This is a genomic window from Fructilactobacillus ixorae (assembly GCF_024029915.1).
In the GTDB taxonomy this organism is placed as follows: Bacteria; Bacillota; Bacilli; order Lactobacillales; family Lactobacillaceae; genus Fructilactobacillus; species Fructilactobacillus ixorae.
Genome location: NZ_CP097478.1, coordinates 1,089,739 through 1,112,819, shown reverse-complemented (window position 1 = coordinate 1,112,819; position 23,081 = coordinate 1,089,739). Strand labels below are relative to the sequence as shown.

The window sequence follows — 23,081 nt, the reverse complement described above, 5'->3', positions numbered from 1 at the left end:
CTTAACCGCCTCTCGTTAGAATCGTTGTTCTTGTTGTAATAGGGCTCGTTTACGTTCCAAGCCCCCCGTGTAACCAGTGAGTTGACCGTGTTTGCCGAGAACCCGGTGGCAAGGGATTAACAGGCTAATCGGATTGTGACCGATTGCATTTCCCACCGCTCGGGCTGCTGGGGTTGAAACCACCATCGCGAGGTCACCATAAGTGGTCGTGGTCCCATAGGGAACTTGTTGTAGGGCGGTGAGCACCCGTTTTTGAAAGGGAGTAACCTCAAGTTGGAAGGGGACTACGCCAGGATTGGGATTCTGACCCGCAAAGTACTGATTGAGCCAATTTTCCGCTAGTCGGATTGGTTTGGTCAGCCGACTAGGAATTTGGTTGAGCTGGTAGTGTGCGCCGTAGTAGCGTTGGTCCTGGAACCAAAGGCCAACTAACGCATTTTTAGTACTCGCTAACGTGATTGCCCCCAAGGGCGAGTGGTATGTTTGTTGAACTAGCATTACTTAGTCTTAGTGGGAACGTCTTCGCTGATTTGCACGATTAAGTCCACGGCCTTTCCCATCGTTTGGAGGGAAACGTATTCAAAGCGCCCGTGCATGTTTTCCGGACCGGCAAAGATGTTGGGCGTTGGAATCCCTAAGAAGGAAATCTTGGATCCGTCGGTCCCGCCCCGAACTGGGAAGACGTTTGGTTCGATGTCCAGTCGATGCATCGCATCCTTGACGAGGTTAACCGGGGTCAGGTCCTTTTCCAGAATTTCGCCCATGTTGTAGTACTGGTCTTGCATGTCAAGATCGACGCGGTTGGCTCCGTATTTGTTATTCAGTTGGTGGGTAATCTTTTCCAGTAAGGCTTTCCGGTTCTCAAAGTTGTTCTTGTCAAAGTCCCGGATGATGTAGTCCAGCTTGGCCTCATCACAAGTTCCGGTCATTTCCACCAGAAAGAAGAAGCCGTCGCGCCCATCGGTATTTTCGGGACGATCCGTGGCGGGTAACTGGTTATGAAACTCAATCGCGAGTTGGGAGGCGTTCACCATCACGTCCTTGGCATCGCCAGGATGAACGTTGGTACCGTGGAAAGTGACCGTGGCAGCGGCCGCGTTGAAGGTTTCGTATTCCAAATCTCCGAGTGGTCCGCCATCAACGGTGTAGGCATAGTCAGCCCCAAAGTCCTGAACATCGAAGTGGTCGGCACCAGTGCCGATTTCTTCATCGGGACCAAAGGCAACCACGATTTTGCCGTGCTTGATTTCCGGGTGGTTCACCAGGTATTGCATGGCGGTCATAATTTCGGCCACCCCGGCCTTATCGTCCGCGCCCAACAAGGTTTCCCCGTTAGTGGTAACTAAGGTGTCACCTTGATACTTCTTTAAACTGGGAAAGACGGCTGGATCTAGTTGGTATTTTCCGTTCTGGTCTAGATCAATCACACGGTGGCCGTCGTAATCTTCGACCACTTGTGGTTGAATGTTGACGGAGTTAAAGTCCGCCGTATCAACGTGGGAGATGAAGCCCACGACCGGACGGGGAGTATCGTCTGTGGCTGGTAGGTCAGCGAAGACGTAACCAGTTGCCTGATTGGTGCGCACGTTGCTGAGACCGATGCGCTTGAGTTCAGCAGCTAGTTGTTGTAGAAATTCAACCTCCTTGGCATCGGATGGCACCGTCGTTGAATCTGGATTGGAACGGGTATTTTGCTTCACGTAGCCCAAAAAGCGGTCGAGTAGTTGATGTTGTAGGGAATTTTCCATGATAATGACCTCCAATTATTTACTTAATATCATAATATAAATGAATCATTAGGGGAATTAATTGGGTTTTTGGCTAGCCTTCGCTATAATGAGGGTAAATTAGGCAGACAAAGGAGTAGCACAATGGAAATTTCAATTACCCTCAACGATGGTCGCTTAGATATTCAAGCTCCGTTCAAACTGGATACAGCTGCAGGGCAACAAGAATTTGGCAACTTTTGGCAACAATTTATTACCCAACAAATTCGGAAAATCTTGGACGAACTGGGGGATGACCAGTTTTCTAAGATTGTGCAGGAATCAGAAGCCGTCCAACTGGCTGCTTTGCCAGCGACCTTGCAGTTAGAGATTAAGCTCAGCGCTGAAACCGGAGCAACAACGCAGGACCAGGCGCAACTGACGGTCAAGAGCGTGGAAGTAACACCGGCTTTAGATGATGCGCAGTTTCTCTTCTTCCTGGGCTATGTGGATGCGGCGGTTAAGGGAATGAAATAGTAGATACAAGAACTTTTTAATATTAATTAATAGATTAACTAATATTATAATATCTTGACTATCGGATGTTTTCGTTTTGCCAATCTTAAATGGAAAAGTATTATTTTTGGCTAATTGTATCCCAAGAGCAAAATTGGATAGAAAAAGGCAGATGCACTCGCATCTGCCTTTTCCTTTAATCTATTTAATTACCGATCATTCGGCGTTAAAACCACTTTTTGATCGTAGTGCATGTTGGTGTTTTCTGGGAAGTAAACCCCGTACCACAGAATGAACGTGTAGATCGTAAAGATCTTTTGCATGCTGGATTTACCGTGCGCATGTTGTTCCAAAATGTAGTCTAACTGGTCCACGTTAAAGAAGCGTTGGGCAATGTCTGAGTGGAAGGCTTCCACAATCCGACCATGGTACTTGGGATCGTTGATCCATTGGGCGATTGGGGATGGGAACCCGAGCTTTTCTTTATCGGCCACCACTTCGGGAACTTGGGAGGCAGCGGCTTTCCGGAAGGAAGCCTTAGTAACCGGTTTGCCATCCTTGAACGTAATCCGGGTCTTCGTTGGCATCGTCGCCGCAAAGTTAGCTACGACCTTATCAACTAACGGCGTCCGCACTTCCAAACTATTGGCCATGCTCATCCGATCGGCCTTTTGCAGGATATCGAACGGTAACCAGGTGTTGATATCGAAGTATTGTTCCTGCGTCACCTCATCGTGACCAGCCACTTCATCGAAGATGTGCTTTGAGTATTCGGCCGTATCCCGGTTGAGGGCCGGGTTCTTTAAGACCTTGGCCCGATCAACTTCGTCAAAGACGTAGTTCACCCGGTAGTAACGGCGCCACAGTGGTTCCGCCCCCCGGATTAAGAACCGCCGACCGTGGAAGCGTGGGAACTTAGCAGCAACGTGGCCGAGCATGCTCCGAAGAAATTGTGGGACCCACTTTTGGTAACGTTCGAACGTGAAGGCTTCGAGGTAGGTGTTGTAGCCCCCGAAGAATTCGTCGGCTCCTTCCCCAGAGAGGGTAACCGGAACGTCCTTTCTAGCGCCACGGGATAAGAAGAATAGTTGGGGAGCCGAAGGATTGGAAAGCGGTTCATCCATGTAGTACATCATGGTTGGTAAGAAGTCGAAGTAATCGTCACCGGTCATGGTAATCGGCGTATTTTCCTGCTTGATTTCCTTCGCGAACTTCGTGGACCAAGCTAATTCACTGAACTTCGAGTCGTTAAATCCTAACGAGTAGGAGTGAATTGGTTGTAACTTCGCAGCTTCGTTGAACACGTAACTGGAATCCACCCCACTGGAAAGGAAACTACCAACGGGCACATCTGCAATCATGTGGGCTTTCACGGAGTCGTCAACCAATTTTTCAATTTGTTGTGCATCTTCAGCAATGGTTTGGTGATTGTCAATGTGATCGTAATTGTACTTGTAGTAAGTATCGGTCGTTACCGCACCGTCTTTGTACACAAAGTATTGACCGGGCATCACCTTGTAAACGTGTTTGAACATGGTTTCCTTCGAGGGAATAAATTCAAAACTCAGGTGAACAGCGAGGAGGTCTTCATTGAGTTCTTTCTTAAAGTTGGGATTACCCAAAAAGGCTTTAATTTCAGACCCCCACATAAAGTTGGTGCCGTCATCGTAGTAGTAAAGGGGTTTAATCCCGAAGTGGTCTCGGGCTCCAAATACCTGGTGCTTGGTTTGGTCATAAATGACGAACGCAAACATGCCCCGTAACTTACTGAGTAACTTCTTGGGACCCCAGGCTTCGTAGCCCCGGATCAAAACTTCTGAGTCACAATCAGTTTGGAAAGTCTGACCCTCATTAATTAGTTCTTTTTGTAATTCTTGGTAGTTGTAAATTTCACCATTAAAGGTTAATGCCAGCGATTGGTTGTCACCATACATTGGTTGGGCACCGTGGGCCAAGTCAATGATGGAGAGGCGCCGAAAGCCGAGTGAGACATCTTCGTTTTGGAAGTAACCACTGTCATCGGGTCCCCGGTGTTTAATTTTATTGGCCATGTTTTCGATGGCTTCTTTGGGAATCCCCGCTTGGTTAATGTAACCACAAAATCCACACATAGTAAGCTTCTCCTTTTTTCTGATAAATTAAAAACGCTAGTATTAATTGTATGTAATTTAAATTATTTTTCCAGTGAAATCTCTGTTCCATTTGTCTAATTAACGGTTACATCCCCGGTTACATCAGCAGTTACCGGGATGAACGCCGCACGGTGAGGCGTTTGAGCGGGAAGATGATCGTCATCAATGCGCCCGCGGTGACGGTTCCGGCCAGCAGGAGTAAGCCCCACCAGTTGGCAGGGTTATGCATAAACGCCGGCGCGTGGTAGACGTATTGGTTCAATAAGTAGCCGGTTAGATACAAAGTGACAAACAGGACGGGCGTCACCACCCCTAATTTCCACAGCAGGGGGCGGTTGGTTGTAATCGTCCACCAGTTTTGCTCGTATAGAATGATGATCCCGAGGGTCAACACGAGAGGAGGTACCAGCAACAGGCTCGTTCCCCGATACGGAAGCACTAATAATAGTAGGCCCAGCATGGTAAAGCCCACGGTGCCAAAGTAGGCGTACTTACTGAAATACCCCCAGCGTTTATACCGAATGAATCGGTCCCGGTAGCGCCGGGGCGTGGCCGGATGACTGGGAGCCGGTTCACCCAGGAGCGTGGGCAAGTCGACCTGATACAGGTCTGCGAGCTCGCGGAGCACGTCTAAGTTAGCCGTACTGCGGCCGGTTTCCCAACTAGACACGGTTTTTCTGGAAACGTGCATGTGGGCGGCGACCTCCTGCTGGGTCAGGTGTTGTTGGGTGCGGGCTGCTTTTAAACGTTGGGCAAGCTCCATGCTCCGAGCTCCTTTCGGTGGTGGTCAGAAAAAAAGCTTACTGAAAATTTCCAGTAAGCAAATTACAGGGTTAACGCGATTTATTCAGCAGTTTGGTTATCCATGCCCGTCCGGACGACCGCGACGTCACAACGAGCGTGGGTATTAACAAAACTCGTTACGGAACCAACGAGGAGGCGTGAAACCGCGTTCTTGCCGGTTGCCCCCATCATGATCAGGTCCACTTGATAATCGTGGGGAAAATCATAGGTAATCACGTTTCGTGGGCTTCCAAATCGCAGGTGCATGTGGATGTCTTCGATACCCGTGGCTTTTTTCACCCGTTGAATCAGTTTTTTGAGGTAGTCGAGTTCGTCGTTCACCATGTCGGTAATGGCATCACCATCAACGACCCCGTACGAAAAGCCGAAACTAGTGGTGTTTAAAACGTTTAAGACATCTAACCGGGCTTCGTTCCGAATTGCGACCTCCGCGGCTTTGAAGAGGGCGGCTTCGGCTAACTTCGAGCCATCCACTGGAACTAAAATGTGTTTATATTCATTGTACATGATGATTCCCCCTAGTTCTTTACTGGTAGGATGGCCGTTGCGGTAGCAAGGACATGACCAGGCAGCTTACTTTCTAATTGGTTGAGCCAGAAACCGTCTGGTAACGCTAACTTTTGGTCGAGCGCGTAGACGGTTAACCGATAGTGGTGGGGTTGATCTGGTGGGGTCGGCCCGAGGTAGTGCCGGTTCAGTTGCTGGTCGGTAACGTGTAAGAGTCCCCCGGCTAAACTGTTGTTACCGTACGTCATTGCCACGGCTCCAGATTGACTTGCATCGGCTGGCAACTCGGTCAACTGGGGATCTAGATTGGCGACCACCCAGTGGATGTACTCAAAGCCACAGACCGGTATCGAATCGGGATCCAGGAGTGTGACCGCTAAGGAAGCTGCTTCACTCGGAACCTCCTGAAATTCGATTGGAAAAGAAACCACCGGATATGTGCCAACTTTATTCGCTGCGTCAGCGTGTTTGGTGTAACGATCCGGTAAGAATCCAGCTTGGAGAGGAACGTTAATTTTCATCTCGAAACGCCTCCTTTTTATTTTATTATAACTTAATTGGCGTGAAATGAAAAAAATAAGCAGTGCTACGGCACTGCTTATTTAGTAAAGACTAACACGTAAAAATTTTGCCCGTTTTGCGTTACGGTATAGTTATTGTAACCAGCGGCTAACCACTGTGATTGGGTGGCTTTAGCCCAGTTTTTGGCATCTTCCACCGAACTAAACGTCCGCGGTTGACTAAAATCGTTGGAGGCTGATTCGTGACTAGTTGAGATGGTGTCATCATCATCCGTGGTCTTCGCCGTCGCCTTCGTTGCTGATGTAGTTTCTGGTTCGGTTGCTGGCGCGGACTGGTTATCATCAGCATCAGTTGTGGCTTGGGTCGCCTCGGGATTCCCGCGGTTTTGCTCTGGCTGGGTCTTGCTGGTGTCTGATTGCGCCGGCCGGGTCGTGGCGTTAGTCTTGGGTTTTGACCGCATGGTTTGGTGCGTGCGGGGTTGCGTTGCTTGCGACTTGTTGGTCTTACTAATCGCATACCGCAGACCAAACGCGAGAACCAAGACGACGACCACGAGCATGAGAATCCACGGCCAAATCAGGGGTTGCTTGGGCTGGGGTTGGTCAGTTGCTTGGTTGCCAAAGTTATAGCGTTGGTACCTTGATTCTGGATCTGGTTTTTGCATTAAGCGCTCCTCCCTCCGTTTCAAGTGAGTTGAAGAATGGCATGGGAGTTAAATTCCCATGCCATTCTACTTGTGATTTTAATTTGGTTTTACTTTGTCGTTAACTTGCTTAGCATGGGTCATTTCATCGGTGTTTTGGTAACTGTTAACACCCCAGAAGTAGAACAAGAGGGATGCGACGATGATAATCACGAAGTCAAATGGATAGTGCACCCAGTTTTGACCATGGAATGGCGTAGAACCGATGTACGAGAAGAACGACATGAAGACTAGGTAAACGAGCATCCAGAGACTACCGTTGAACTTCTTTTTCGAATCCTTCCAGTTCAGCTTTCCTTCATAGAAGAAGTAGAATGGCAACCCGAGGGCGATCACGAGGATTACTTCCACCGTGGTTGGCCACATTGCCCAGTAAATCGCTAAACTAGCGAGCACGAAGGCAACCGGAGCCACAAGGTTGGCAATGTTAATCCGCACGGGCCGTTTGAATTCGGGAGCATGGCGCCGGAGGGCCACCAAGGTCACCGGACCCGTCAGGTAGGCAATCAAAGTGGAAGTAGAAATTACACTAGCTAAGACGGCCCAGTTTTTAAAGACGGAAACCAGGATACAACTGATAATCCAGTTGGCAATCATGGCAATCCGAGGAGTTCCCCATTTCTGGTCCATTTTCCCTAAGAACTTCGGTAAGTGACCGGTTTGCGTCATGGCGGCCAGTGTCCGACTAGTTGAGGCAACGAAGGAAACTCCGGTCCCAAACGGCGAAACAAAGGCATCCAGGTACAAGAGAATCACTAACCAGTGAATGTTTAGCATGATGGCCAGGTCAGCGAAGGGGGATTCAAAGTTAATTCCGTGCCAACCAACTTGTGCTAACATCGAAGGTTTGATGGCCCCGATGAAGGTAAATTGGAGCATTACGTAGATTACGATACTAACTAAGAGGGCAATCACGATTCCCCGCCAGATGTTTTTCTTCGGGTTAGTGATTTCGTCGCCCACGTTAATCACCGTTTGAAAGGCGTTGTAGGAGAAGATAATCCCGGAGACCGTCGTTGCAGCAAAGATTGGAGCAGTTCCGTAAGGTAAGAAACCGCCAAACTTCGGATTAGTAAAGTTGCCGGCGTGGAACCCAGAAACGAGTAGCATGATGATCGTCACGGTTGGCACCACGAGCTTAAAGATCGAAGTCAGACTGGTAAACCGCGTTAACAGGTTTACCGACCAGTAGTTTAAGAGTGTAAAGATCAAGATGAAAACGAAGACGGCGAATAACCCGAGGGTGGTCACCGTTCCGTTGGCAACAAAGCCGTGGGTCCATTTGGACCAACTCCAGGGCCAGGAGCTCATGTATTGCACAGCGGCCACCGCTTCGATTGGTAACAGGGTAACCAAGGAGACCCAGTTGGCCCAGGAGGCAATGAATCCGAGCAGTGGACCGTGGGTGTAACCGGCGTACTTACTCATTCCCCCACTTTCGGGGAACATGGTTCCTAATTCAATGTAGATGTAGGCGATTGAACCAATTACGATGGCGCCGATGATCCAGGAAATAATGGCTGCTGGACCAGAGATTTTAGCAGCTTCCCAGGATCCAAAGAGCCACCCAGAACCAATGATGGAACTCAGGGCTAACATCACTACACTAAATAAGGACATTTTTGTCTTTTTGACTTTAGTAGTGTTTTTTTCCATAAAGTTTGAAGAAATCCTTTCTTTAAAACAAAACGTTAATTCGATTGGTATTCTTTAATTTCCAGTAGGTTACCAGCGGGATCCTTAATGAACAAGGAGTGGACCTCGTGTTTAGCAGTTTGCCGTTCGATGGGACCGGCGACGATGTCAATGAAGTAGTTGGCTAGGTGCGCTTGAATCGTGGCTAAGGAATCCTTAGTTAAAATGCTAAAGGCCGTTGAACCGGCCGTGGGATGAGCAGCAGTGAGTCCTGAAGCACTCGGGAGTTGGCAAACTAGGGTTTGTTTTCCGAGCTGGAATAACAGCTGATCAGCGGTTTCCTTTAGTAAGGGGAGGTCTAGAACTTCGTGGTAAAACCGCAGGGCGGCTTCCAGTTCATCAACCGTGACCACCACTTGATCGACGTCTCGTACGCGCAAATATTTCAACTCCTTTCAAAATGATACATACCAGTATAACATTAATATGGATTGACTCCAAATTAGGCCAAATGCTATTGTAGGAGTTATGGATTAAAACACGGAATATGAGGGAGATTAATGGCACTTTTAGAAGTATCCAATTTGAGCATGAGTTTTGCAGATAAGCAACTGTATTCGAATGCCAACTTTCAATTAAATAAGGGCGAACACATGGGGGTCGTCGGGCAAAATGGGGTTGGCAAATCGACGCTGATCAAAATTTTGACCGGGCAGGAACTGCCGGTGACGGGCTCCGTCCAGTGGCAAAAGGGGACGAAGGTTGGGTACTTAGACCAGTACGTTGATATTCCCAAGGGGATGACCCTGATTGATTTCCTCCACACCGCCTTTTCCGATTTGTACGCCATGAACGAACGAATGACGGAGTTATACACCGAGTATGCTGAAACGATGGACGAACGCTTGATGGAGAAAGCGGCCCGCTTGTCCGGGCAACTCGATGCCAACGGGTTTTACGACGTTGAAACCCGCGTTGAACAAGTAATTACGGGGCTCGGCCTGGATGATCTGGGGCGAGCACAAGAAATCGCAACGATGAGTGGGGGACAACGGTCTAAGATCATTCTTGCCAAGTTGATTCTGGAACATCCCGACGTCTTACTCTTAGATGAGCCGACCAACTACCTTGATACCGCCCACATCAAGTGGTTGGAGGACTATCTGAACGACTTTGACGGCGCTGCCCTGATTATTTCCCATGATTACGACTTTTTAGAACCCGTCACGAACTGCATCATTAACCTCGCCTTCGGGAAGATTACGAAGTACCGGGGCGACTTTAAAGCAGCGATGCGGCAACGGGATGAAAAGGAAAAGACCCAGCAACGTGAGTACGAAAAGCAACAGGTTGAGATTGAGAAGGCCAAGAAGTTCATTCAAAAGAACAAGGCCGGTAGTCGATCGACGATGGCGAAGTCCCGGGAAAAGATGTTGGACCGGATGGACGTGATTGAACCGCCGAAGAACAACATTCAAGCCGAATTTGACTTTCCGTATTCAGAGACCGGTTCGCAAAATGCACTAGTGGTAAAGCAACTATCCGTGGGGTATGACGCCCCCTTGCTAGAACCGGTGACCTTCTCCGTGGACACGGATCAAAAGGTGGTTTTACAAGGCTTTAACGGAGTGGGAAAGTCGACGCTAATTAAAAGTATTCTCGGCATTATTCCGGCGCTCGGGGGTTCGGCCGAGTTTTCCCCCTCGGCCAAGGTAAATTACTTTAGTCAGGACCTGGTCTGGGATGATCCGAACCAAAAGCCGATGCAGCTGATTCAGGATCAGTATCCGAAGCTGACCCAAAAGGAAATTCGGAGCAAGTTAGCCCAAGTCGGGTTGGACACGGCCAACGCCTTTAAGCCGATTGGAACCCTCTCTGGAGGGGAACAGGTGAAGGTCAAGCTGGCATTAATGGAATTTGTCCCGAGTAACTTCTTAATTTTGGATGAACCATCTAACCACTTGGATGATGAAACGAAGGCCGCCCTGCAGGCTGCCATCAAACGCTTCCCCGGTAATGCAATCATCGTGAGTCACGAGGCGAGCTTTGCTTCCGGACTGGCCGATAAAACGATTGACGTGGAAAAACTTAGTTTGCACTAAACCGAATGGAAAAAGGGTGAACCCGCACGAAGGTTCGCCCTTTTTTGGTGAGCAGCGCTTAAGGCAAGTTGCATTTAATGCTGGAATCCGGTAACATAAATGCAATTTATGCAAACGTTGTTCTAAGGAGGAAGTAAGATGTTAACTCGAGCTGAGATCCAAAGATTCCCCAAAGCCGAACTTCATTGTCACCTAGATGGCTCCATTCGCCCCCATACGTTACGGCAAATTGCCCGCAGTCAGGGGATGGCAGTTGAATCCAATTTGATGGAATTAACCCGCAAGATGGTGGGACCACGGCAATGTCGTGATTTAAGCGAATATCTCCAAACCTTTGACTTTGTGCTGCCGTTTTTACAAACGGTTCCGGCGCTACAACGCGCCGCGTATGACGTGATGGAACAGGCCCATCAAGACGGAGTTTGTTACATCGAGTTGCGGTTTGCACCGAGCTTATCAACCCAGGGGCAACTTACCATTCCAGAAGCAGTGCAAGCGGTGGCCGCGGGAATTGCTGAAGGGGAGCGAACCTATGGAATTACGGGGAATTTGATTGTGTGTGGCATGCGGACAAAGGCTGGTTCGGCAGTGCACCACGACTTTGAGCAACTGGAGGAGGTTCGTGATCAGCTCGTTGGGATTGACCTTGCCGGGCCGGAAGCTGATGATTATGTTCCAGAATACGAGGACACGTTACAGGCGGCCGTCGCCGATTTAGGCGTCCAACTGACCCTGCACGCGGGTGAGTGTGGTTGCGCCCACAACGTGGTAGAAGCAGTGCAGGCGGGGAGCCAGCGAATTGGGCACGGCATCGCGGCGAACGGTGATGAAACCGTGGAACGGTTATTAGCTGACCGGCACATTTGTATTGAAGGCTGTCCCACCAGTAACTGTCAAACGGGGAACCTGGCCCGGATTGAGGACTATCCGTTGCAGCGGTGGTTAGGGCAGGGTCAAGCCCTCTGCATCAATACTGATAACCGCACGGTCTCAGACACGACCCTCACGGAAGAATACTTCCAACTGGCCCAACACAACGGGTTAACCAAGGAGCAGTTGCGCCGGTGTAATCAAACGGCGATCCGGCATTCGTTTGCAGCTCCGGCAAAGAAAGCGACGTTGCTGGAGCACATCACAGCGTTTGAAGCGGACGAATGAGGATTAGCCGTCAGAAGCAAAAAGGCCTAACAGCATGAATGCTGTTAGGCCTTTTTAGTTGGATGTTGCGTTAGAATTGACCGGTTTCGACGTCGCGAAGGAAGCTGGCCAGGTGATCGTAGTACACGGGTGCATTATCAATCATGTGGTGATGTCCCCCATTGGGCGTGGAGGCAAAGCGAGCGTGGGGAATCATGCTGGCCATGCGCTGTCCCGTAGCCAGGGGCATCGTTTCGTGTTCACCAAAGGTTACAAGGGTGGGGACGTGAATGTCTTGCAGGTGATCCGTGAAGTTCCAGTCCTTGAGCTTGCCGGTGATTACGAACTCGTTGTCACCCTGAAAGGCGTGGTACAACGGGACACTCATCGGATTGATCAAGTGGGCAATTGCGGCCGGTTGCTTGCGGTCCACGTATTCCTCGTTGAGCCGGGTCACTAAGGCCTGGTAACGGTCGTTATCATAGTCATTGGTCGCTTCACACTGTTGCATGTAGGCGAGTTCATCGGGGGTCAGGGCGGTTTTACGAAGCTCAGCTAGGTGATCCGTGTAATCGCTAATCCGATCAACCATGGATGAGATGATGGCACCCTTTAAATGGTCTCCGTATTTGGCCGCGTACATTTGGACGAGGGCGCCTCCCCAGGATTGACCAATTAGATAAAACTGATCAAGCCCCAGTTTTTGCCGGACTTCTTCCACCTCATCGACATAGTAATCGTAGGTTTGGATGCGCTTGGCAACGTCTGGATCGTCCCAATCTGGAGTATCGGAGTACCATGATCCGAGTTGATCGTACATATGCACCTGAACGTCTAACCCCTGTTTGTGTAACTGTTGGGCCGTGTCTTCCCAGTATTCGTGGGTTCCGCCGGGACCACCGTGGAGGGCCAGTAAGTGAATCGTGCCCGTGCCCTGGGTGTTGGTCCATAAATGGTAACCGTTGTCGAGGGTAATAATTTTCGTACCTGTTTGCATGTTCTTCCACCTGCTTTGCTTAGTTTATCCTCATCATACCACGATTACTGGCGGTCGACACCTTAGGAGCAACGAAGTACCCAAATCGAAAAAAAGTGTGTAAAATAGTAAGTAGAATGAATTTTTAAGCAAAGAATGGAGTAACGATGGAATACTTAGGTAGCATCTGGATGGTATTAGTTGCCGCCCTGTTATTTGGCTACTTGGCGAGTCGCATTGGCCTGCCCAGTGTGGTGGGGCAGATTATCGCTGGGATCGTGATTGGACCGGCGTTGTTAAACTGGGTCAAGCTGAACGAAATTTTATCGGTGAGCGCGGACTTAGGAATTATTTTGTTAATGTTTTTGGCCGGTTTGGAGTGTGACTTTAAACAGGTGAAGAAGTACCTGGTCTCTGCCACGGGGATTGCCGTGTGTGGGGTCGTGCTCCCCCTGGTGGTCTTCTTTGGGATGGGAATGTTATTTCACCAGGGCATGGTTGAATCCCTCTTCTGGGGGGTCATTTTTGCCGCCACTTCCGTTTCAATTAGCGTGGCCGTGTTACAAGAATACGGCAAGCTGCAAACGGTTGCCGGAGCGGTCATCTTAGGGGCCGCCGTGGTTGATGACGTGATTTCAATTGTATTGTTAAGTCTGTTTACCAGCTTCTTCACGAGCGGGGGCAACCTGGCCGTTATCATCGGCTTACAAGTTCTCTACCTCCTGTTCTTAGTGGTTATGGTGAAATGGATTGTACCAGAGATCATTAAAATTGGGATGCACTTTAACGATGAGATTGCGCTGGCCATCATCGGGATCGTGCTCTGTTTCTCACTCGCTGAACTGGCGGAAGTTTGTCACTTGAGTTCCGTTCTCGGGGCCTTCTTTGCCGGGATTGCCGTGGGCTTTACGCCCGCCCGATCGACCATCGAACGGAGCACCAATATCATTGGCTATGCCTTATTGATTCCGATTTTCTTTGTGTCCGTCGGGCTTGAGTTAAAGCTAGTGACCAGCTGGCAGGGGTGGCTAATTGTCATCTTACTGACCGTCGTCGCTCTGTTAACCAAGTGGGTTGGTTGTGGCCTCGGCGCCCGGGCGCTCGGTTTTAGTTGGCAGGATAGCAACGTGATCGGAGCCGGGATGGTTTCGCGTGGGGAAATGGCTCTCATTGTAGCCCAAGTGGGGCTCAGCACCCACTTATTATCAAATCACCTGTACTCAGAAATTATTTTCGTTGTAATTTTAACCACCATTTTGTCACCAATTATGTTAAAGTGGGGTCTTAAAAAAGCGGGGAACGAGAAACGGAGGTCCCGGGAATGAAACGAGGACAATCAAGCACAGAACGACACATCATTGTGATCACTGGTCCAGCTGGGGCGGGCAAAACCACCGTGCAGGACTACTTAGAAACGACCTATGGCATTCCTCCAATCATTACCCATACGACGCGAGCTCCCCGCGCCCAGGAACAAGACGGGGTCGATTATTACTTTGAAACCCCAGCTAGCTTTGCCGCGCTTGACCTTTTAGAGGATGTTCAGTACGCCGGAAACCGGTATGGTTCCTCATGGGATGGGGTGGAGAGGGCCTGGCAGCAGCATTCTATCGCTTCGATTGTACTTGACACGAAGGGAGCGACAACTTACCAGCAACGCTTGGGCGACCAGGCAGTGGTGATTTACCTCGCGGTTCCAGATCCCCAGCAACTGCGGTCACGAATGCTCAAACGGGGGGATACACCCGCCGCGGTCCAAGCCCGGTTACATAGTGCCGAAACCCAACGGGACTTGGCATTGCCCCGCGCCCTGCAACAAACGGGCATTTACGTTCCCAACCAGGACTGGGAACAGACGACCCAGCAGTTAGCCCAAATTATTGAAAAATTAAGCAACGATTAAGTAATTCTTAACCCCAATTTGCGATACTAGGGGATAAAGGAGATGAGGTTTATGAATCGGGTGCCACCGTTGATCACGCCGTTTGCAATCTTTGCCATTTGCTTGGCCTTAGGGGCAACGAACGTGGTTACAAATCAAGTTACCAATACGCGTGAAGGGGTTAAGGTCACTGACCATAAATCAGAACCAACGAAGCAAAAGGATGAGCAACAGCAAACGCCCACCGAGCAACAGAACCAGGAAAACAAGCAGAATTCGGATCAAAAGACTGATCAAACTAATGCAAACGAACAACCAAAGCAGACGGAGCAAACGGGCAACCAAGACCAACCAAAGCAGTCCCAGGACCAGGCAACGACCACAACTAATCAGCAACCGGAGGGACAAAAATCGGATTCAAAACCAACTACTGGAAACGGAACTACGACCGGAACCACGAATAATCAGGAGAATTCGAACTCAACGGGACAGACGAATACCACGAATGGTAGTCAACAGTCAGAAGGGGGGCGGTAACAGATGTTCACTTTTCTCGATGCGATTAATTCCTGGCTCGGTTACATTAATATCGAACCGAAAACGAAGGGGCGCCTGTACGACGTACTTTCGTTTTTAGGGGAACTTTACCTGGCTTACATTACCTATCGCTTTTTAGCCAATGGATTTTGGACGCGAGGCGTGCTTCTGTTGGTAGTTACGATAGTGTTAGCGTATTTCTTGTATTTAAATACCATTTATTACTTCACGAATCGGACCTCGCGGTTGGACCTGACTCCGTGGATTTACCGCCTGTTACACATTAAACCCCAAGCCCAAACAGCGACAACGGCCCCTAAAGTCAGAAACATTCCGGCTAACGGAATTTATGACAACCGCAAAACCATGCCCGGCAAGTTGGTATCGACACCGACTGAGCAACAGTTTATCAACCAGCTAGCGGGGCAGTTGCTTAATCATGGCTTGATGACGGCGGACTACGCGGGGGTGAGCGACCGGGAGTTAAAACAACGCTTGCAAACCGGTAACCAGGTGAATGCGATCGGCAGTGGAACGTTACTACCGTATTTTGATATGCAGTTTAAAGACGGCCAGCACGTGGTGTATGCGGGTGTGAACCAGGCCGAAGCTCAACCAGTGGGCACGATTACCCAGGTTGGGTTACAGGCGATTGCCGAGGTTGATGCCGCCCACGTTGAAATCTTTTTAGCCGCCGCCTACCTGACCGGGGGGAAGTTTAAACTCCTTGGCCGGCGTGGAATCATGGAAAAAGCCGCGGATTATCACATTGAAGTGGAAATCGCGTCACGAACTAAATAACCACTGAAAAACCATCCAAACCGGGTGGTTTTTTCGTTGCCAAGCCTAAAAGCGACTATACTGGAGATAAAAGTAGTAGGAGGACAACGTTATGACAGCGTGTGTGTTAGGAATTGATTTGGGAACTAGTGCGGTAAAGGTGTCAGCGGTGAATCGGACGGGGACGGTGCTGGCGCAGGAGGCTTTTGATTATCCTTTAAGTCAGCCCGAGCCGGGCTACAGCGAGCAAAATCCCAATGATTGGGTGATGGCCACGACGGTTGCGATTGTGCGCTTAATCCTGGATGATCACATTGACCCTGCGGAGATTGAAGGGGTTAGTTATTCAGGACAAATGCACGGATTAGTGTTATTAGACCAGGAGAAGCAGGTGTTACGCCCCGCCATGTTATGGAACGATACCCGAACGACCGCGGAACGGGCTGACATTGAAACCCAGCTTGGAACCGAATTTGTCCGCATCACTGGGAACCGACCCTTGGAGGGCTTTACCCTGCCGAAACTCTTGTGGGTAAAAAAGCATGAACCAGCCATCTTTAAGCAGACAGCAGTTGTGTTAACCCCCAAGGATTACGTTCGCTACCGCATGACGGGAAAGTTAGGGATTGATTATTCGGATGCCACGGGAACTACCATGCTGGACATTCATACGAACCAGTGGAGTCAAACGATCTGTCAGCAATTTGGGATTCCAATGCGGATCTTACCACCACTGTTGCGATCGATTGATCGGGTTGGCACCATTACGCCGGAGTACGCGGAATTTTCCGGACTAACCCCGGCGACCCAGGTGTTTGCCGGGGGTGCCGATAATGCGTGTGGAGCCTTGGGGGCCGGAATTTTACAGCCAGGCATGGGTTTGTTAAGTATCGGGACATCGGGAGTGCTGTTACGTTATGAGGAGCAACCCACCGATCGGTACCACGGGCAACTTCAGTTAGAAGATCACGTAGTTCCAGATGGATACTATTCGATGGGCGTCACCCTGGCGGCCGGGTATTCGCTAAGCTGGTTTCACCGCACCTTTTGTTCAGACTTGACGTTTGCCCAGATGCTAGCCGGGGCCACCACCGCTCCCCTAGGAGCTAAGGGGTTACTGTTCACACCTTACATTGTGGGGGAGCGCACTCCGTATGCCGATGCTGACATCCGGGGCAGTTTTATTGGAATGGATGCGACGCAGGACCGGGGTGATTTTACCCGGGCAGTGTTAGAGGGAATTAGCTTTAGTTTTCGCGATTGCTTAGCAATTTACCAAGCTGCTGGGGCGGATTTGCAACGCATCGTTGCCATTGGTGGCGGGGCGCAAAGTCCACTGTGGTTACAGATGTTAGCAGACATCTTGCAGGTACCAATTCAAAGCTTGGCTAACGAACAGGGTCCCGGATTAGGGGCCGCCATGTTAGCAGCGGTCGGGTTAGGTTGGTACTCTGATTGTGCGAGCTGTGCGCAACAATTTGTACACGTTGGGCATCAGTACGATCCGTTGCCAGACCACGTGACTAAGTATAATCAGCTCTACGCCCTGTACCAGCAGGTTTATCCGGCTACCCGCAAGCTTAGTCAGGGACTCCGTGAATTTTTAAGGTAACTAACCAAGCAAAAAGCCACCCATTTCGGGTGGCTTTTTAGGGTCAATTAATTTGATTTCGCAATTTCTTCGCGAATTTGCGGGCTCTGATAAGTATCAGTGGAGAAGATGATTTTGTCGTGTAAGCGGAGCACCGTATCACCAGTTGGTTGGATAATCTTTTTCCCCCGGAAAATCCGGTTGATGGTGATGCCAGTTCCAAACGGTAGGTCTTTAATCCGCGTCCCAGCAAATTTACTGTTTTGAAGGGTAACTTCGTGGAGCTTGACGCTGTTGGATTTAATCATGTTAAAGGTAGATGGGACTTCGATTAACTCCCGTAACATGGCAACGTTGACGGCGAAGGTACTGTAAACTTCGACGCCGAGGGCGGTCAGTTCCTTTTCCTGTTGGTTGTGAACGTTTTTGTCTTCAAATCTGGCAATCACCCGCTTCACGCCGTATTCTTTGGCTGCCTTAGCCAGACGGTAGTTGGTATCGGAATTAAGGTAGGCAAACACGATGATGTTACAGTCAAAGTATCCGTTTTCAATGAGCTTCTGCACGGCTAAACTATCGAGCAGGTGCACGTTAGCTTCACTGTTAAAGGTCTGGAAGTTTTTCTGACTGTCAGTGTACACGTTGACGTCGTACCAACTCTTGCCCAGTTCTTGGGCGACGGGGATGGTGACAAGGTTAACCCCGAAGATGTTCACGCGCAGCTTGTGGTAAATGTCAGCCTGCGGATTGAAGCAGTGGTTGAACGCCAAGGGTCCGATCAAACAGGTGATGATGGCTGCCAGTAAGAAGGCCCCTGATTGTTGACTGGTGAGGACCTTGAGGTTGTTGGCCACGCTTAAAATGGCTAACACCATGGTTAGGGTGGTCATTGGTAAGGCCGTTCCTGCCAGCGCATTTTGGCGGTTAAAGCGAAGCCGAAAGACGGGGTAGAGCCCGAATTTCGCAATTAAATACCCTAATAAAATGAGCGGAATGAGGAGCAGCGCCTTCGGATCCGCTAGAATTTTTTTTAAATCGAGTCCCACTCCACTCATGATAAAGAAGATTGGGATGAAAAAGCCGTAACCAATCGAATCCAATTTTTCGCGGGTCGCTTCGGATGGTTTCAGCAGTTTATACACCATTCCGCCGACAAACGCCCCTAAGACGGCTTCTGAACCAACCGTAACCGCTACAACCGAGAGGAGGGCAATGATGAAAAAGGCTAACCGCACGTCAATTTGGGTGGTTGATTTGTTGATTTTATCGAAGTAGTCAAAAAAGTTGTGGAAACGCAGGAGTAGTAAAGCCGCTACGGCAAAGAGAATCAGAATCAACCACAGGGATTTCGATTCGGTCCCAAAGATGGAGGCGTAAATCGTGAGGCCAAACACCGGGACGATTTCTCCTAAGGCCGAGATCAAGAGGATGGTCTGGCCAAAGGGAGTACTGAGGGCATCACGTTCCTTCAGAGCGGCGAGGACAATTCCTAATGAAATCGTCATGAAGAGGATCGAAGCCAGCCACACGTCACTGAACAGGCCGGTAACCTTCGTCAGGTAGCCGAGGACGAACGATAGCACAATAATCGTGAGGTACCCATACAAGGCTAGCCGTACCGGCGTGTATTTGGAGACCTGTTGGCGGGCCTTTTGTTCTAATTGGCTGGGATTTTTGGTTTTGGGCTGAAAGAGGTCAAAGTCGATTTCAATCCCACTTAAAAACAAGAGGACAATCACCCCAATGCTCGAGAGGGAGGTTAAAATGGTTTGGTGGGGATTAATCCAGTTTAACAAGCTGGGACCTAAAACAATTCCAACCAGGATTTCAACCACTGAAGTCGGCAGGGCCGAGATCTTGAAGCGACTCATGAGGAGTGGAATCAAGAGGGCGGCCAGTAAAATGATAACAAGGGAAAGTTGATTCATAGGTTCCTCCAATGAAATGTCAAAATAAGCAATTCACAGTTAGTTATAAAAGACTTGGACGAATTTGTCCATGAGAAAGCCATTAAAACATAAAAAAACTGGTTTCTGCGCCCCCTATAAGGGTTAGAAACCAGTTTTTTAGTGTTCTAGGTTGAGCCTATTTACAGTTGAACTTCTTTGTCGGAAGTCCCGGTTTGAATTAAGGCTTGGTTAGCATCAAGGGCGATTTGCACCATGTTCTTAACGGCCACCTTCGTGTAGAAGGCAATGTGGGGGGTAATTAAAACGTTGTCCCGTTGCATCAAGTTCTTCAAGCGTTCGTCAGGAATTTGGTCGAAACTCCCAAAATCAGTGTTGAAAATCCCAACTTCGTTTTCGTAAACGTCGAGCGCCGCTCCGGCAATTTGACCACTGTCAAGGCCACGAATCAGGGCGTCAGTATCGATTAAGGAACCTCGCGCAGCATTGATTAATCGAATGCCTGGTTTCATTTGGGCGATTGTGTCGTCGTTAATCATATGGTCGTTTTCCTTTAAAGCTGGCGCATGCAACGTCAAAATGTCGGAGTTTGCGTACAACTCAGCCGGCGTGTCCACGTAGATGCCTTCCTTTTGTAATTCCGGATTAGGAAAGGGATCGTAGGCAATCACCTTGGCGCCAAAGCCACGGACAATCTTGACTACTTCACGACCAATCCGACCGGTCGCGTAAACCCCAACGGTTTGTTGGTTCATTTCTTCGGCAATGTCTGGAGCCCAGGTCAGGTCACCGTGGCGCATTTTATCTTCAAACTTCTTCGTGTTTCGCAGGAGTCGCATCATTTCAGTAACCGCTAATTCGGCGATGGCAGCTGGGGAATAAGCGGGAACGTTCGTTACGTGAATGTCGTTGGCCTTAGCAGCCGCAGCATCGACGTTATCGACACCGACGTTCCGTAAGGACAAAGCGTGAATTCCGTACTGACCGAGCTTGTCAAGCACCGCTTTGGTGTAGGGTTTTTGTTGGTAAGCAACGACCCCGTCAAAGCCCTGGGCTTCAGCCACCGTTTGCTCGTCTAATAGGTCCGCTTCACTTTTCACCTCAACGTCTGGGTGTTGAGCTTCCCATTCTTTTAAGTATGGTTCTTCATCGTTCCGAATTCCATAAGCAATAATCTTCATGATTACATCCTCCTTTGCTTTTTCGAGTTCATTATAGCATTTTATCGTGGTGAGCGGGTTCGTAGGTCTCAAAAAGGAACAATTATTGTAATTCAAGCCAGTTGAGCCAGCTCGGGGTGAAAAACTGCTCCAACTGGTGGATCAGGACGAGGGTTTCTGGTTGGGGGTAGTCGTGGCGCAGAATATCGACCACCGTGGCGTAGAACGCAAAGGCGTGAAAATGGAGTTCCTGGTAGTTAAATTGAAAGGTAATGGGCAGAATGCCCCGTTCCTGCATGGCGTTAATGACACGAATAATCTGGGTGGTGAAGTACTGGGTCGCGAGTTCCGCAAGCGGTCCGTACTTAGAACCGTTCGCACAAAAGAGGAGCAGTTGTTTCAGATTTGGTTGCTGGTATAACTCGTTCATGACCGAGTCGAGGTTCATGACCGTTGCCTGCCAAAAAGCCGGGGCATTCTGGGTCGTGAGCTGCGTTAAACCGGCCGTTAACTGCTGGTCATAGGTCGTAGTGAGGGTGGTTAAGAACGGTTCGAGCAGTTCTGCTAACAAGTCGGCTTTGGAATGAAAGTATTGGTAAAAGGCGCCGGTGGTGCGCTGGGCCCCGCGGCAGACTTCGCGCAGGGTGGTTTGTTCGTAACCGTGGTCGAGAAAGGCGGCTAACCCGGCTTGCAAGAGCCGGTCGTGGGTGGATGCGGGTGAATTGGTCGTTGCCATGGATGACCCTCCTTGGGTTTAAACTAGTTGCCAGCATTTAGATAACAGTGTTATATTAGTAAACGAACTTTGAGTTAGTAGATAAAAGATGAATGTAACACTGGTTCAATTATAGGAGGAAACGGAGTAAATGGCAAAATTACGGCGAATATTACTGATGGCGATAACACTGTTGTGCGCAGTCGGATTGACGGCGTGTGGTAAACAAGCGAAGCAGGCCGAACCGGCGCGGCATCCCAACCAGATTAAGGTGGTGGCAGCGACCAACATTTATGGTCAAATGGCCGAAGCGGTCGTGGGAAAGTACGGCAAGGTAACGTCCCTTGTTAACAGTGGAGTGGATCCGCATGAGTTTGAACCTAGCATTCAAGCTGCTCACCAGGTGAGTGATGCGAACGTGATCATTCAAAACGGGCTTGGCTACGATGACTGGATGCAAAAACTGACCCAAAACGCCAGTTCTCGGACCACGCAAATCAACGTGGGCCAACTACTGCACAAGCATAATGGGGACAATGAGCACCTCTGGTATAATCCGGAAACGGCGCCAGCGGTGGTCCAGCGATTGGTCAAGGTGGCCAGTCAGTTACAACCAGAACACCGCCAGACGTTTGAAAAAAACGGGCAAGCTTATTTAGAGCGCTTAAAACCCGTGAACGAGTTAGCCAAAACCAGTCGTAGCAACTTACAGGAACACGATTTAAAGCGCAAGGTGGATGTAAGTGAACCGGTGTTTGATGAGGCGCTTCATGCGATGGGCTACCAGGTTAACAACCGCGACTTTGAAAATGCGACTGAAAAAGAGGTGGATCCGTCACCTGCGACGATTAAAGCAATGCGACGGGACCTGACCGAGCAACGGGTGGCCTTTTTCGTTGATAACACCCAAACGGACAGCCAAACTGTGAACCAGATGGTGAAACTCGCAGAGCAGCACCACGTCCCGGTGGTCAAGGTCACGGAAACGATTCCCAAGGGGCAAAACTACGTGGATTGTTTAACGAAAACGTACCAGGCAGTGCTGAAGGTGCAAGAGCAGGAAATCGAAGCCAAATAATTTTTCTAATCTTAGGTTAATGGTGGTAGTTTTCGGCGAAATGTGCTACATTTAAGGCAAAATAAAAGGAGGGTGTAATCATGAAAGACTTATTTTTAGGAATTAGTTTAGCTGCGAACGCCGCTTTAGGTTACTTGTTATTAAAGGATACGGATGCTTTGAACGACTTATCCGACAAGTTTGACGACTTAAGTAGTAAAGCTGCCGCAAAGATTGATAGTTTTACTGACCAAGCAGAAGGTAAAGCTAAGCAAGTTGAAGGCGCTGTGAAGGATGACCCGAAGGCCAAACTCGAAGGGGACTTTGAAAACGGCAAGGGCATCGTGAAAGACAAGCTGAATGACGCCAAGGATGCTTTAACTGACTAATGCACCTTAAAAAGGCGCTAATCAAAATGATTAGCGCCTTTTTAGTTGGTGGTGGGGCTTTACCGGTTGGCGTACCAGGAGAGCCCAATCAGGGACAACCCGATGAGTACGAAGGCAAAGCCCACTAACCAGTTTCTCAGTTTCATGCACGCATCCCTCCCGTTCCTAGTGTAGCATGAAGTGGTGCTTAGCTAACTTAGTTGACACTAATTCTGAATCTTGGTACGATGAGATGCGTATTTAAGAAAAACTTATAAATTAACTTTAAAAATGTCTCGACGCCAAACCGACCTGATTTGCAACGGAGACATTTTTCTTTTAGA

At 49.4% G+C, this 23,081-nt stretch carries 24 protein-coding genes; 11 read left to right on the top strand and 13 right to left on the bottom strand.

The window, feature by feature from the left end:
* Window positions 1-15: 15 nt before the first annotated feature.
* Both M8332_RS05625 and pepT read right to left on the bottom strand, forming a co-directional pair.
* Entirely contained in the window at window positions 16-498 is a 483-nt protein-coding gene (locus M8332_RS05625; protein WP_252779844.1) for a methylated-DNA--[protein]-cysteine S-methyltransferase, read from the bottom strand.
* Window positions 498-1,748: a peptidase T gene (pepT, locus tag M8332_RS05620; RefSeq protein ID WP_252779843.1), complete on the bottom strand. Its 1,251-nt coding sequence runs from the start codon at window positions 1,746-1,748 to the stop codon at window positions 498-500. The genes M8332_RS05625 and pepT overlap by 1 nt, the downstream gene beginning before the upstream one ends.
* Window positions 1,749-1,871: 123 nt before the next feature.
* Here pepT and M8332_RS05615 point away from each other — a divergent pair, with 123 nt between their 5' ends.
* A complete protein-coding gene (locus M8332_RS05615; protein WP_252779841.1) occupies window positions 1,872-2,243 on the top strand; it encodes a hypothetical protein in 372 nt (123 codons plus the stop codon).
* A gap of 188 nt (window positions 2,244-2,431) precedes the next feature.
* Here the strand turns inward: M8332_RS05615 and asnB are convergent, their stop codons facing one another.
* The 7 genes from asnB to M8332_RS05580 all read right to left on the bottom strand — a co-directional run bounded on the left by asnB (window position 2,432) and on the right by M8332_RS05580 (window position 8,965).
* Window positions 2,432-4,333, bottom strand: coding sequence for an asparagine synthase (glutamine-hydrolyzing) (gene asnB, locus M8332_RS05610; RefSeq protein WP_252779840.1), 1,902 nt, complete (start codon window positions 4,331-4,333; stop codon window positions 2,432-2,434).
* Between the two features lie 130 nt (window positions 4,334-4,463).
* Entirely contained in the window at window positions 4,464-5,117 is a 654-nt protein-coding gene (locus tag M8332_RS05605; protein WP_252779839.1) for a helix-turn-helix domain-containing protein, read from the bottom strand.
* 80 nt (window positions 5,118-5,197) lie between these two features.
* On the bottom strand, window positions 5,198-5,665 hold the full coding sequence (locus M8332_RS05600; protein ID WP_252750603.1) for a universal stress protein: 468 nt from the start codon (window positions 5,663-5,665) through the stop codon (window positions 5,198-5,200).
* Between the two features lie 11 nt (window positions 5,666-5,676).
* A complete protein-coding gene (locus M8332_RS05595; protein ID WP_252779838.1) occupies window positions 5,677-6,186 on the bottom strand; it encodes a YbhB/YbcL family Raf kinase inhibitor-like protein in 510 nt (169 codons plus the stop codon).
* A 77-nt stretch (window positions 6,187-6,263) separates the two neighbouring features.
* Window positions 6,264-6,851 (bottom strand): hypothetical protein, encoded by a 588-nt coding sequence (locus M8332_RS05590; RefSeq protein WP_252779837.1) that lies wholly within the window; start codon window positions 6,849-6,851, stop codon window positions 6,264-6,266.
* 78 nt (window positions 6,852-6,929) lie between these two features.
* Window positions 6,930-8,546: an APC family permease gene (locus M8332_RS05585; RefSeq protein ID WP_252779836.1), complete on the bottom strand. Its 1,617-nt coding sequence runs from the start codon at window positions 8,544-8,546 to the stop codon at window positions 6,930-6,932.
* Window positions 8,547-8,581: 35 nt separating this feature from the next.
* Window positions 8,582-8,965 (bottom strand): VOC family protein, encoded by a 384-nt coding sequence (locus M8332_RS05580; protein ID WP_252779835.1) that lies wholly within the window; start codon window positions 8,963-8,965, stop codon window positions 8,582-8,584.
* A gap of 120 nt (window positions 8,966-9,085) precedes the next feature.
* Between M8332_RS05580 and M8332_RS05575 the strand changes: the two genes are divergently transcribed.
* Together M8332_RS05575 and add are read left to right on the top strand one after the other, a co-directional pair.
* Window positions 9,086-10,627, top strand: coding sequence for an ABC-F family ATP-binding cassette domain-containing protein (locus tag M8332_RS05575; RefSeq protein ID WP_252779834.1), 1,542 nt, complete (start codon window positions 9,086-9,088; stop codon window positions 10,625-10,627).
* 138 nt (window positions 10,628-10,765) lie between these two features.
* Window positions 10,766-11,785 carry an adenosine deaminase gene (gene add / locus M8332_RS05570; protein WP_252779833.1) on the top strand — a complete coding sequence of 340 codons (1,020 nt, stop codon included), beginning with the start codon at window positions 10,766-10,768 and terminating at the stop codon, window positions 11,783-11,785.
* A gap of 70 nt (window positions 11,786-11,855) precedes the next feature.
* Here the strand turns inward: add and M8332_RS05565 are convergent, their stop codons facing one another.
* Window positions 11,856-12,761, bottom strand: a complete 906-nt coding sequence (locus tag M8332_RS05565) for a proline iminopeptidase-family hydrolase (protein WP_252779832.1) — start codon at window positions 12,759-12,761, stop codon at window positions 11,856-11,858.
* Window positions 12,762-12,907: 146 nt separating this feature from the next.
* Here M8332_RS05565 and M8332_RS05560 point away from each other — a divergent pair, with 146 nt between their 5' ends.
* The 5 genes from M8332_RS05560 (at window position 12,908) to xylB (ending at window position 17,551) form a co-directional block, all read left to right on the top strand.
* Window positions 12,908-14,065 carry a cation:proton antiporter gene (locus M8332_RS05560; RefSeq protein WP_252779831.1) on the top strand — a complete coding sequence of 386 codons (1,158 nt, stop codon included), beginning with the start codon at window positions 12,908-12,910 and terminating at the stop codon, window positions 14,063-14,065.
* Entirely contained in the window at window positions 14,062-14,643 is a 582-nt protein-coding gene (locus tag M8332_RS05555) for a guanylate kinase (RefSeq protein ID WP_252779829.1), read from the top strand. Before M8332_RS05560 ends, M8332_RS05555 begins: the two co-directional genes overlap by 4 nt.
* 42 nt (window positions 14,644-14,685) lie before the next feature.
* A complete protein-coding gene (locus tag M8332_RS05550) occupies window positions 14,686-15,159 on the top strand; it encodes a hypothetical protein (protein ID WP_252779828.1) in 474 nt (157 codons plus the stop codon).
* 3 nt (window positions 15,160-15,162) lie between these two features.
* Window positions 15,163-15,960 (top strand): DUF6681 family protein, encoded by a 798-nt coding sequence (locus tag M8332_RS05545; protein ID WP_252779827.1) that lies wholly within the window; start codon window positions 15,163-15,165, stop codon window positions 15,958-15,960.
* A 91-nt stretch (window positions 15,961-16,051) separates the two neighbouring features.
* The gene (gene xylB / locus M8332_RS05540) at window positions 16,052-17,551 is read left to right on the top strand and encodes a xylulokinase (RefSeq protein WP_252779826.1); all 1,500 of its coding nucleotides are present in this window, start codon (window positions 16,052-16,054) and stop codon (window positions 17,549-17,551) included.
* A gap of 47 nt (window positions 17,552-17,598) precedes the next feature.
* Here the strand turns inward: xylB and M8332_RS05535 are convergent, their stop codons facing one another.
* The 3 genes from M8332_RS05535 to M8332_RS05525 all read right to left on the bottom strand — a co-directional run bounded on the left by M8332_RS05535 (window position 17,599) and on the right by M8332_RS05525 (window position 21,333).
* Window positions 17,599-19,458 carry a cation:proton antiporter family protein gene (locus tag M8332_RS05535; protein WP_252779825.1) on the bottom strand — a complete coding sequence of 620 codons (1,860 nt, stop codon included), beginning with the start codon at window positions 19,456-19,458 and terminating at the stop codon, window positions 17,599-17,601.
* 161 nt (window positions 19,459-19,619) lie between these two features.
* Window positions 19,620-20,618, bottom strand: a complete 999-nt coding sequence (locus tag M8332_RS05530; protein WP_252779824.1) for a D-2-hydroxyacid dehydrogenase — start codon at window positions 20,616-20,618, stop codon at window positions 19,620-19,622.
* A gap of 82 nt (window positions 20,619-20,700) precedes the next feature.
* A complete protein-coding gene (locus M8332_RS05525) occupies window positions 20,701-21,333 on the bottom strand; it encodes a TetR/AcrR family transcriptional regulator (protein ID WP_252779823.1) in 633 nt (210 codons plus the stop codon).
* Window positions 21,334-21,463: 130 nt separating this feature from the next.
* On the opposite strand from M8332_RS05525, the gene M8332_RS05520 reads away from it, so the two are divergent.
* From M8332_RS05520 to M8332_RS07200, 3 genes are all read left to right on the top strand, one after another.
* Window positions 21,464-22,390 (top strand): metal ABC transporter solute-binding protein, Zn/Mn family, encoded by a 927-nt coding sequence (locus tag M8332_RS05520; RefSeq protein WP_252779822.1) that lies wholly within the window; start codon window positions 21,464-21,466, stop codon window positions 22,388-22,390.
* A gap of 80 nt (window positions 22,391-22,470) precedes the next feature.
* Window positions 22,471-22,758 (top strand): CsbD family protein, encoded by a 288-nt coding sequence (locus M8332_RS05515; protein WP_252779821.1) that lies wholly within the window; start codon window positions 22,471-22,473, stop codon window positions 22,756-22,758.
* Window positions 22,758-22,886 carry a hypothetical protein gene (locus M8332_RS07200; protein WP_289847012.1) on the top strand — a complete coding sequence of 43 codons (129 nt, stop codon included), beginning with the start codon at window positions 22,758-22,760 and terminating at the stop codon, window positions 22,884-22,886. Before M8332_RS05515 ends, M8332_RS07200 begins: the two co-directional genes overlap by 1 nt.
* Window positions 22,887-23,081: the final 195 nt, after the last annotated feature.